Annotated in this window: 9 protein-coding genes and 1 tRNA gene; 6 read left to right on the top strand and 4 right to left on the bottom strand. The window is 65.6% G+C overall.

The genetic code is table 11. The annotated features are described in order from the left end of the window. The first annotated feature begins 261 nt into the window (after positions 1 to 261). Positions 262 to 1,176, top strand: a complete 915-nt coding sequence (locus GSQ95_RS22970; RefSeq protein ID WP_158895988.1) for a MurR/RpiR family transcriptional regulator — start codon at positions 262 to 264, stop codon at positions 1,174 to 1,176. Positions 1,177 to 1,285: 109 nt separating this feature from the next. Then, positions 1,286 to 1,362, top strand: a tRNA-Met gene (locus GSQ95_RS22965). Between the two features lie 309 nt (positions 1,363 to 1,671). Here GSQ95_RS22965 and otsA read toward each other — a convergent pair. Both otsA and otsB read right to left on the bottom strand, forming a co-directional pair. Continuing rightward, on the bottom strand, positions 1,672 to 3,123 hold the full coding sequence (gene otsA / locus GSQ95_RS22960) for an alpha,alpha-trehalose-phosphate synthase (UDP-forming) (RefSeq protein ID WP_133861592.1): 1,452 nt from the start codon (positions 3,121 to 3,123) through the stop codon (positions 1,672 to 1,674). 1 nt (position 3,124) lies between these two features. Further along, on the bottom strand, positions 3,125 to 3,883 hold the full coding sequence (gene otsB, locus GSQ95_RS22955) for a trehalose-phosphatase (RefSeq protein ID WP_158895990.1): 759 nt from the start codon (positions 3,881 to 3,883) through the stop codon (positions 3,125 to 3,127). Between the two features lie 127 nt (positions 3,884 to 4,010). On the opposite strand from otsB, the gene GSQ95_RS22950 reads away from it, so the two are divergent. Next, positions 4,011 to 4,544, top strand: coding sequence for a hypothetical protein (locus GSQ95_RS22950; protein ID WP_158895992.1), 534 nt, complete (start codon positions 4,011 to 4,013; stop codon positions 4,542 to 4,544). 13 nt (positions 4,545 to 4,557) lie between these two features. Here the strand turns inward: GSQ95_RS22950 and rimI are convergent, their stop codons facing one another. Then, positions 4,558 to 5,010, bottom strand: coding sequence for a ribosomal protein S18-alanine N-acetyltransferase (gene rimI, locus GSQ95_RS22945; RefSeq protein ID WP_133861595.1), 453 nt, complete (start codon positions 5,008 to 5,010; stop codon positions 4,558 to 4,560). Further along, entirely contained in the window at positions 5,007 to 5,837 is an 831-nt protein-coding gene (locus GSQ95_RS22940; protein ID WP_158895994.1) for an energy transducer TonB, read from the bottom strand. Before GSQ95_RS22940 ends, rimI begins: the two co-directional genes overlap by 4 nt. A gap of 171 nt (positions 5,838 to 6,008) precedes the next feature. Between GSQ95_RS22940 and mksB the strand changes: the two genes are divergently transcribed. The 3 genes from mksB to mksF are packed head-to-tail and all read left to right on the top strand — an operon-like array spanning position 6,009 to position 10,736. Further along, a complete protein-coding gene (gene mksB, locus GSQ95_RS22935; RefSeq protein ID WP_158895996.1) occupies positions 6,009 to 7,271 on the top strand; it encodes an Mks condensin complex protein MksB in 1,263 nt (420 codons plus the stop codon). Next, positions 7,261 to 7,938, top strand: coding sequence for an Mks condensin complex protein MksE (gene mksE / locus GSQ95_RS22930; protein WP_158895998.1), 678 nt, complete (start codon positions 7,261 to 7,263; stop codon positions 7,936 to 7,938). Before mksB ends, mksE begins: the two co-directional genes overlap by 11 nt. Then, entirely contained in the window at positions 7,935 to 10,736 is a 2,802-nt protein-coding gene (mksF, locus tag GSQ95_RS22925) for an Mks condensin complex protein MksF (RefSeq protein WP_158896000.1), read from the top strand. Before mksE ends, mksF begins: the two co-directional genes overlap by 4 nt. Positions 10,737 to 10,871 lie beyond the last annotated feature (135 nt).

Genomic DNA, 10,871 nt, shown 5'->3' with positions numbered 1-10,871 from the left:
GGCGCCCGCTGGCGAAGAAATGATCACCCATGGGTGGCTCCTGCTTATTGTTATCGGCCAACCGCGCGGACCCGAGGGGCCGAACGTGTGAGTGAGCTCAGGCTAGAACGACGCCGCGGACAAATCAACAAATTTTCCACATGAGATTTTATGGAATTTAATTTCCATAAATGGCGTACACTGCGCCTGCCGCCTCACTTCGACGCCGCCCGGCGAATGGGTTAAGTTGCCGGCACAAGAATCCCTACCGTGAGATAGCCCATGTCCTCCGACTCCCCGGCCGACGACCCCCTCAGCAGTGCGCCGCTGGCCGATCCGCCCGGCAACGTCGAGCAGTTGCTGGCCTGCATCGCCCGTGATTACGAGGCCCTGCCACGCCAGCTGAAACGGGTGGCCGCCTATGTCAGCCAGCAGAGCGACAGGGTCATGGTCGATCGCATCAGCGACATCGCCGGGCAGTACGAGGTGCACCCCTCGGCCATCGTGCGCTTCTCCCAGCGCTTCGGCTTCAAGGGCTTCAGCGAGATGCAGGCGCTGTTTCGCGAGGCCTACACCCACAAGACCACGCCGGTACAGAACTACCAGCAGCGCATCCGCAGCATGATCGCCAACAAGAGCCAGCGCGCCAGCAGCGGCGATCTGGCCCGCGAGTGCATCAACGCCACCCGTTCGGGGCTCGATCGACTCGCCGAGGAGCTGGACGACGCCGCCTTCGACAAGGCCGTCGACCTGCTGGTGAACGCCGAGAACATCTATGTGGTGGGGGTGCGCCGCTCCTTCGCCGTGGCCGACTACCTGGTCTACAACCTGCAGCACACCAACAAGCGCATCCACCTCATCACCGGCCTGGGTGGCGGCTATCGCGAACAGATGCGCAGCATCACCCAGGGCGACCTGCTGATCGCCATCAGCTTCAGTCCCTACGGTAAGGAAAGTCAGCAGTGCGTGCGCATCGCCCAGCACCACAAGGCCAAGACGCTGATCATCACCGACAGCAATCTCTCGCCCCTGGCCAAGCGCGCCGACGCCCTGCTGCTGGTCAACGAAGGCAGTGCCTTCGCCTTCCGGTCGCTGAGCGCCACCCTCTGCCTGTGCCAGGCGCTGTTCCTGGCCCTGGGCTATCGCCTGGAGCTGAAGATGGACGAGATCCAGCTGCCGCTGGACGAGGACGACTAGCCGAACCGGCCCCGGCGGGGCCGCGCAAACGCTTGATCGACAAACAGAAATTTCTTGAGCAGAAGGCTTGACAGCCACCGGCGCCTTGCCAATAATGCGCGCCTCGGATGGCTACGTAGCTCAGCTGGTTAGAGCATAGCATTCATAATGCTGGGGTCCGGGGTTCAAGTCCCTGCGTAGCCACCACCTATTTCCAAGGGTCAGCGTAAGCTGACCCTTTTTTATTGCCCACGAAAAGTCCAGCCGTGGCACCGCTTTTAGTCCCCTCTCCCTCGGGGAAAGGGCTAGGGTGAGGGTCCCGCCGCTCCCTTCCCTGGCCAGCCTTCCCGCCCCCGAAGAGCCCAGCAGAAGCAGACCCAAGCCACAGCTAGCACCGCTCCTCGTCCCCTCTCCCTCCGGGAGAGGGCTAGGGTGAGGGCCCCCTTCACGCCAGACCCCAGCCTCACCCCATGAAAAAGCCCGGCCTAAGCCGGGCTCCATCACCGCGCAAGACGCCTACAGGGCGACCTTCTGTTCGCTCTCCAGCTCTTCCACAGCAGCCGCGTCCTGGGTCTCGATGGACTGCACCAGCGCCTTGGAGCTGAAGGCCCGCAGGTCGCGCAGGAAGTTGTCGCGCCAGGAGGCCAGATCCGCTTTGCGGATCACCCGCATCATGTCTTCGTAGCGCGACTTGCGCTCTTCCAACGGCATGCGCAGCGCCCGGTCCAGCGCCTCGGCCATGCCGACATGGTCATAGGGATTCACGATCAGCGCCGAATTGAGTTCGCGCGCCGCACCGGCGAAGCGCGACAGCACCAGCACGCCCGGATTTTCCGGATCCTGGGCCGCCACGTACTCCTTGGCCACCAGGTTCATGCCATCGCGCAGCGGCGTCACCAGGCCGACGTCGGAGGAGCGGAACAGTCCCATCACCGTGCGCCGGTCGTAGCTCTTGTTCAGGTAGCGGATCGGCGTCCAGTCCAGCTCGGAGAAATGGCCGTTGATATGGCCGGCATGGCTCTCCAGCTGACGGCGGATATTCTGGTAGGAGACCACGTCCGCCCGCGACGAGGGTGCGATCTGCACGAACTGCACCGCCCGGTGATGCTCGGGGAAATGCTCCAGCAGTTTTTCGAACGCCTGGAAGCGCTCCACCAGCCCCTTGGAATAGTCGAGGCGGTCGACGCTGACGATGGTCTTGTAGGGCACGCCCTCGATGCTGCGCGAGATGAACTGGCGCCGCGTGCGATAGGACTCGGCCTGCTTCTGGATGACGTCCGGCATCACGCCGATGGGATAGACGCCCACCCGGAAGTTATGACCGTAGGCGGTCAGGCTGCCGTCCTTCTCCAGCACGCCACGCACCTCGCGGGTGATGTAGTCCTGGAAGGCCAGCTGGTCGGTATCGGTCTGGAAGCCGATCAGGTCATAGAAGCACAGGGTCTTGAGCAATTCGTTGTGCGGCGGGATGGCGGTGAGGATCTCCGGCGCCGGGAAGGGAATGTGCAGGAAGAAGCCGATGCGGTTGCGGATGCCCAGCATGCGACAGGCTTCGGCGAAGGGAATCAGGTGGTAGTCGTGCACCCAGATGATGTCATCGGGCTTGAGCAAGGGCTTCAGGCGCTCGGCCATGGCCATGTTGACGCGTCGATAGCCGTCGTACTCTTCACGGTTGTAGCGCGCCAGGTCTATCCGGTAGTGGAAGATCGGCCAGAGGGTGGCGTTGGAGAAGCCGCGGTAGTAGTGGTCGTAGTCGCGCTTGGTCAGGCCGAAGGTCACATAGTCGATGTTGTCCTTGGTCTGGGTCTTGGCCGGCCCGTTTTCCTTGACCGTATCGCCGTTCCAGCCGAACCAGATGCCGCCCGACTTGCGCAGGGCGTCCAGCACGCCCACCGCCAGACCACCCGCGGTCGCCTTGCCTTCCTCGATCGGGGCCACACGATTCGATACCACCACTAAACGGCTCATCCTAGTCTCCTTGCTTATAATGTGGCGCGAGGTCACGGCTCAGCTGCTGCAGCCAGAGGGCTACCGCTGCCACCGAAGGCAGGCGGGTCTTGGCGACCGTCTTCCCTTCCCCTACCTTGACGGTCAGACCGCCTCGCGCATTGACGACAGTGAACCCCTCTTCATCGGTGCGATCATCACCGAGAAACACCGGCAGGCAGCCGGCAAAGGGTTCCAGTTCGAGAAAACGGGCGATGGCCTCGCCCTTGCTCGCTGCAGCGGGCTTGAGTTCGAAAACGCACTTGCCCGGCTGCAACTTGAATTCGGGATGCTCGGCCGCGATGCCTTCGGCCAGTTCGCGAACCAGGGCTTCCTTGTCCGGCGCCTGGCGATAATGCAGGGCGAAGGCCACGCTCTTGCGTTCGAGCAGCAGATCCGGATGCGCTGCCAGTGCGGTCTCCAGACGCCGACCGACGTGCGCCAGCATCTCCGCATCCAGGCTCACCCTATGGATCTCGCCCTGGGGATCGCGCCACTCGGCGCCATGCACCCCAGCCGCGGCCAGCCGCAGCGGCGCGGTGAAGCCGTCGATCTCCGCCAGCGGCCGCCCGGATACCACGGCGACGCCATGGTGGCGCGCCAGCTGTTCAAGGGCGGCGAGGGTTTCGGCGGGAATGAAAACCTGTTCCGGACGTGGCTGCAATTCTGCCAGGGTGCCATCCAGATCGAAAAAGAAGGCCAGCGGCTGGCCCGATGAGGTGAGGCTGTCGAGGTCGATCATGGAAGGTACGACTGCCGGGTCATCGTATGGTTCGTTCACATCTTCCGGCGGTGCCGAGGAATTCCCCTTGCCGGCGCGTAGTCGGATTCAGGGAGATGCTCTAGCAGCCCTGCCTTTGGAGACCACCATGAACAAGCCCGACATCACCAAGACCCCCGAAGAGATCGACGACATCCAGGACCGCATGGGCGACATGCGCGAACTCGACTTCAGCGATCGCAAGGACGAGCGCGGTGGTCGCATCGGCGACGAAATGGACGAGCGCGACTATGAAGGCCAGTTTCCCGAAGAGCGCGTGCGCCAGGCCGGCATGACCGGAGGCGAAACCCTGGATCATCAGCCGACGATGGACGACGCCAGCCCCGAGACCCTGCTGGACGAAACCGGCGCGCGCTCGCCGACCGACTACGGCGACGCCTGGCCGAACGACAAGGAACTGAGCGTGGTCGAGGACAGCGACATCGGCGGTGGCTCCGGTCAGGACGAAGCCGAACTCGGTCGCAGCCATCCGCTGGATGGCGAAGCCTGGGACGGCGAAGCCGACGAACCCAACGAAGCCGAAACCCAGCGAGAGGCCCGCTACGCCGATCTGGACGCCAACGACGAAGACCTCGCCGGCGACACCAGCCTGGATCTGGACGAAAAGCGCGCCGATCACTAAGGCCGCTGACGGCCTAGTCGAGCAGCGTACAGGCCATCACCAGCGCATCTTCCCGGCCGCCGACCGCGGGATAATAGTCCCGCCGGCGGCCAATCTCGTTAAAGCCATAGCGTTCATACAGCCGATAGGCCGACTGATTGCTCGCACGCACCTCCAGAAAGCACTCGTTGGCCTTGGCCTTGCGCGCTTCCTGCAGCAGGTGTTCCAGCAGCCGCAGGCCGAGTCCCCGGCCCTGGCTTTCCGGCTTGATGGTGATATTGAGCAGATGGGCCTCGTCGAGAATGACGTTGATCACCCCGTGCCCCACCTGCTGCTCGCCAGCCGTCATCACCCAGCAGTCGTAGGACCTGAGCGCATCGGTGAAGATGCCGCGGGTCCAGGGATGGCTGAAGGCCTGATATTCGATCTTCAATACCGTGTTCAGATCGGCTTCGGTCATCCGCCGAAAGCTCACCGCATCGTTCATTGCTGCTCCATCCAGCGGCGCCGCAACGGGCGCATGGCTTGCCAGAGCGCGGCCTTGGCGGCCGGCTCTTCCATCAGGATATCCAGTCCCGGCACCAGCCAGGCCGGGCCCAGGGCGGTGTCCCGCTCCACCCCCGTGAGCTGCGCATCCGCGACCCCGCTGCAGCGTCGCGCAGCCACACCGATCAGCCAGAGCTCAAGGCCCTCGCCCAGGCGCTCCTGGTGCCCCGAGACGAAGCTCTGCACGAATTCAGCAGCCGCCGCCGGCCCCTGGTCGAGTTGACCGTTGTTGAGCAGTGGCCAGCGAATGGGCTCTTCACTGACGATCCGCGGCGTGTCCGGCAGGCCGGCAGCGCGCAGCAGATCCCGGAGCAGCAGGTAGGCCGGATCCCGCGCCCCCAGGGTATCGCCGGTAGGCAACTCCAGCAGCAGCAGGCAACGCCCGGCCTGCAACAACTGCAAGGCAAAACGCGGCGCCGGCTCCCGCGCTGGCGGCGGCGCACGCTCCGGTTCCGGGTCGGCCACGGGGGGCGCAGCCGGCTTCAACGCCGCGGGTCGCGGGATCTCGATGCGCGGCCGATGCGCCGGCGGTGCCTCGGCTACCGCCGCGGCCGGTGCGGCCTTGGCCAGCGGCTCCGGACGGACCACCCGAGCCACGACAGGCGCCGCTTCCGGCTCCTCGACCCACAGGGCTTCCGGGCGCGAAGGCGCGGCGAAGGGCAATACCGTGCGCGGCACCCAGACATCCAGCTGCAACGCCTGCAGATAGGCGCGACGACGCGCCTCGGCGGCACGCGAGGGGCTGGTGGAAGGGGCGGCGTCGGACATGAGCGGATCCTAGGAGCCTGCGCTGTTACGCAGCGGGATTATGCGGGGCGGCATTGTCGCGCGGATCGCCGCGGATCGAAAGGCCGCCCTGCCCATCGGTCCCACCGCGGTCACATCGAAGGCTCTGGCGTCTGGAGTACAATGGCGCTTTTGTCTGGTGCGGTCCCCGCCATGATCGACCCCAAACGCGTCCTGCGTACCCTCGCCGAACACTGGCACCTCATCGACCCGCTGTGCGCCCACTTCGACAGCGGCACCCTGGGCCTGGCCGAGTTGCGTGCCCGCCTGGCCGAACAGCTGCCCGAGCGTACGCCGGCCGACCTCACCGCCCTGCTCGACACCTGGATCCGCCTGGACATCCTGGTGCCGGTGGCCAAGAGTCCCAATCGCTTCGAGCTCAATGGCCAGATCCACGACTTCCTCGGCTATCTCAGGCGCGAACACCGGCTGGGCCTGTGCCTGGAGATCGAAGCCTACCTGCGCCACCTGGAACGCCTCGCCGGCCATATCCGCGAAGCCTTCGACAATCGCGACGGCCCCGACCTCGTCCGCCAGCTGCGCCTGCTCGACATGCGCGTGCGCGATGTCCTCAAGAAGCTAGCCAACGATGGCCATGCCCTGGAAGGCGTCGCCGAGCGCGCCAAGACCAGCGATCGCCAGATCCCCCTGCGCCAGCGCTATGCCGAGGTGCTGGCCACCTGGGACGAATACGTCGAGCCGATGATCCAGCTGGTGGCCGCCGATGGCGCCTTCGAACGCGGCGTCCACCGTGTCGAACAGGTGCTCCTGCACCTGCTGGGCGAACAGCAGCGCCTCGGCCACCTGGTCGACGACGACCTGTTGCTGCGCACCCAGGCGCGCATCCTGGAGATGCACAACGCCGCCCAGCTGGCCCTGCGTCGTGCCCGCGAACTGCTGCTGCCACTGCGCGAGGAAGCGCGCCGGCACAATGCCGTGACCCGGGGCGCCGCCCTGGCCCTGGCCACCATCCGCCGCAAGGGCCTCGACGCCGTGCCCCAGGCCGCCCTGCCGCTGTTCAGCCGGCCGCAGAGCGTCTTTCTCGGCACCACCGCCCAGGTGGAAAGCTATGTCTACGCCCTGGCCCGCTTCGAGCCCAAGCCGGCGCGCTTTCCCAGCCAGGCCAGTCGGCCGCGCGACAGCGAGCGCCCGGCGGCGCCCCGCACCGCCCGCGAGATGCTCGACCTCTGCCAGGACGCCATGCCGCTGCCCGACCTCATGGCCTGGCTGCTGGAGCAGGAGCCGGCCGGCGATACCGACGAACTGCTCTACTGGTTCTCGCGCCTGTCCCGCGATGCGCGCTTCCAGCGCCAGCGCCTGGACCGCCGCCACTACGACACCCTCGAACACCGCGTCAGCCTGTGTTCCTACGCCCTGACCGCCCGATCTCTCGCGAGCGACGCCCATGCAACTTGATCTCAATGAAATGACCCAGCTCGCGCCCATCTTCCGCGAGTTGTTCAAGGGCTATCACCTGTCCCGCAGCGAGCCCGAGAGCTATGCCCAGCTCAGCCAGCAGCAGGACCAGTACCGCGCGCTGTTCCGCGCCCTCGGCTTCGAACTGGTCTGCGATCCGCGCGGCTTCTACTACTTCGTCCCCGAGCAGATGGGCGCCCAGGTCAACAAGACCGCCCAGCGCCTGGCGCTGTTCACCTTCATCCTGGTCGAGCACCTGGCCGACCAGGGTCGCGACCCGCTGGCCGTGCTCGATGGCGGTACTCTGGGTCGGCACGAGTTGCCGGCGCTGCTGGACAAGTACCGCGACCTCTTCCTGCAGGCCGAGGTCACCACCCAGGAAGAGCTGGAGGAAAAGATCCTGCGCCGCCTGACCCAGCTCGGCTTCGCCCTGGACAGCAACGGCACCTATCGCTTCCTGCCACCCATGCACCGTTTCCTGGATGTTTGCCTGACCGTGCAACAGGATCGCGACCTGGCCGCCGGCCTGCATGCCAGCGACCTGCCACTGCCGACGCCGACCCTGGCCAGCGACGAAGACGGCACCACGCAGGAAGGCGCCGACGAGGATGACGAAGAGGCCGCCCTGGCCCGCGCCATCGCCGCAGAACGGGAGTTCGACCTATGATCCGCTACGGCATCAGCCGCTTCGCCCTGCTCAATACCGCAGGCTACAGCCTCGGCCTCTTCCCGCTGGAACAGCCGCTGTCGGTCTATGGCGCCAACAACCTGGGCAAGAGCGCCTCGATCAACGCCCTGCAATTCCCCATCCTGGCGCGGCTCTCCGACATGAGCTTCGGCAAGTACAGCAACGAGCAGTCGCGCAAGTTCTACTTCGCCACCGACACCAGCTACATCCTCATCGAATTGCGCCTGGCCCACGGCCCCCACGTCATCGGCGTGGCCGGTCGCGGCCCGGGGGGTGGCTTCGGTCACCAGTTCTTCGCCTATGCCGGCGAACTGGACCTGGCCCACTACCAGCGCGACGGCGCCTGCCTGCGCCAGCGCGAGCTGTTCGCCAGCCTGGAGCGCGCCGGCCATAAGGCCTATGAGGTCAAGCCCGACGAATTGCGCCGGCTGCTGGTCGGCGGCCATACCAGCATCCCCCTGGACCTGACGCTGATTCCACTCCGATCCACCAGCGAACAGAGTCTCAAGACCTTCCGCGCCCTGTTCATCAACCTGCTGCACATGCGCGAGATCACCGCGGCCAAGCTCAAGCAGCTGTTTCTCGATGCCTTCGAGCACAGCCTGAGATCCGGCAGCGTCGACTACATCGCCGCCTGCGAGGAAGCCTTCCGCGATGTCCGCCGCATGGAGCAGGACTACCAGGCGCTGGTCGCCGCCGGCCCGCTGGTGGAAGCCCTGGCCAATGGCGTCGAAAAGCGCGACCGCCTGAGGGGCAAGCTGCATCGCCTCTCGCCCCTGCTCGACAGCCTGCTCGGCAGCTGGCAGCACTATGCCCTCGACCGCCGCGACGAACTCCTGGCCCAGACCGAGCACTATCGCCAGGAACAGGATGGCCTGCAGCAGAGCCAGCGCGACGGTACCAGCGAACTGATGCGCCGCGAGCGCGAGATCAGCAGCCTGCAGCGCTGGCTCGCCGAGCTGGCCCAGCTCAAGCACCGCTTCGCCCTGGTGGACTCCACCGCCCCCCTCGAAGCCCAGCTGCTGGCCGCCAAGGACGCCCACGACGAACTCGCCGGCGCCCTGTCCCAGGCCAGTCAGTTCAGTAGCGAAGACCTCGACCAGCGCGTCCGCGAACTGGAACAGCGCCTCAAGGGGATCCGCCAGCAACTCGACCACGCCGACAACAACAGCTATGCCCGCCTGCGCGAAGAATTCAGCCAGGCCGACGTCGATCGCCTGATGCGCCTGTTCAACGGCCAGCTCTTCAGCCTGCCGCTCGGCCCCAGGGGCGTCGAACTGGCGGAAGACGGTAGTTGGGTAAAGACCTTCGAAGGCATCCTGGCGCGCTTCCAGGGTGATCGCCTCGAATTGCCGGGCCTGTCCCTCGACCTCTCGGGGATCGAGCCACCCATCCTACAGGCCCTGGCCGATCGCGCCGCCCTGCGTGACCAGAAGGACCGTCTGGAGCGCGAACTCAAGCAACTCAAGGCCCAGCAGGGCGTCAGCGTCGACCGCCAGGCCAGCAAGGCCCAGGCCGAGGTGCTCTACCAGCAGGTGCTGGATGCCCAGAAGGCCCTGGAAGACTTCCGTCGCTGCCAGACCCTAAGTGCCGAGGAAAACGAAAAGCTCGAACAGCTGGCCCAGCTGGAAGCCGCCCAGGACGAACTGAGACGCGCCGGCGATGCCTTCACCGAACGCGTCCAGCAACTCTCCGCCAGGCTGCAACTGATCGGCCGCCAGCTGGCCGACCTGGAAGCCAAGGACCGGACCCTGGCCGACGCCCTACGCCGCCGCCAGCTGCTGCCCACCGACCTGCCCCAGGGCACGCCCTTCATGGAAGCGGTGGACGATTCCCTGGAGAATCTGCTGCCACTGCTCAACGACTACCAGGACAGCTGGCAGGCCCTGCAGCGCGCCGACACCCAGATCGAGGCACTCTATGCCCAGGTCCGCCTCAAGGGCGTCGCCAAGTTCGACAACGAGGAAGATCCCGAGCGCCGCCTGCAGCTGCTGGTGAATGCCTATGCCCATCGCCAGGACGAAGCCCTGACGCTGGCCAAGGCCCGCCGCGCCGCCGTCACCGACATCGCCCGGACCCTGAGAAACATCCGTAGCGACTACGACAACCTCGAACACCAGCTGCAGCTGTTCAACCGCGAGATCAATCGCAAGCAGGTCTCCAACCTGGAGAGCTTCCGCATCGTCCTGGCGCCGAACAAGGAGGCACTCAAGCACATCGACCAGATCATCCACAGCGCGGGTCAGTACGAGGAAGGCGAAACCCTCTCGGTCTTCGATCTCACCCAGGACAGCAGCCAGGACCAGAAGAACGAGGACGCCAAGGAATACCTGGCACGCCTGGTGGCCGCCAACGGCAACCAGCTCGGCCTCAAGGACCTCTTCGAACTGGCCTTCGAGATCACCAAGCAGGGCGGCCAGCCGATCCTGCACACCGACATCGACGGCGCCGCCTCCAACGGCACCACCATGACCATCAAGGCACTCACCAACATGTACCTGTTGCTGCACCTGATGGACCGGGAGCAGGCCGCCAAGATCCGCCTGCCCTACTACCTGGACGAAGCCGCCGACATCGACGAACGCAACCAGCAGGCGCTGATCGAAACCAGTCAGCAACTGGGCTTCGTGCCCATCCTGGCCAGCGTCAAACCCCAGGTCAGCGCCCAGGTCGCCATCGACCTCGAAGGCGGCAGCGGCGCCGGTGGCATCTACATCGACGAAGCCGACTGGAAATACATCGCCAAACGCGACCTGGCCCTGCCCGAACCCGCTTGAGCCCTCTCCAGAACGCAAAAAGCCCGGCACATGCCGGGCTTTTTCTTCCTCACGAAAGATGCGGTAGGTTGGGCTGAGCACAGCGAAGCCCAACATCCAGACTTCAACCTTGCCCCCTCACCGCCCCGCCGCCGT

It is taken from the genome of Pseudomonas sp. BAV 4579, from assembly GCF_009765395.1.
Taxonomy (GTDB): Bacteria; Pseudomonadota; Gammaproteobacteria; order Pseudomonadales; family Pseudomonadaceae; genus Chryseomonas; species Chryseomonas aestiva.
Note: the sequence above shows the minus strand (reverse complement) of the source record. Positions and strands in the feature narration are given on the sequence as shown.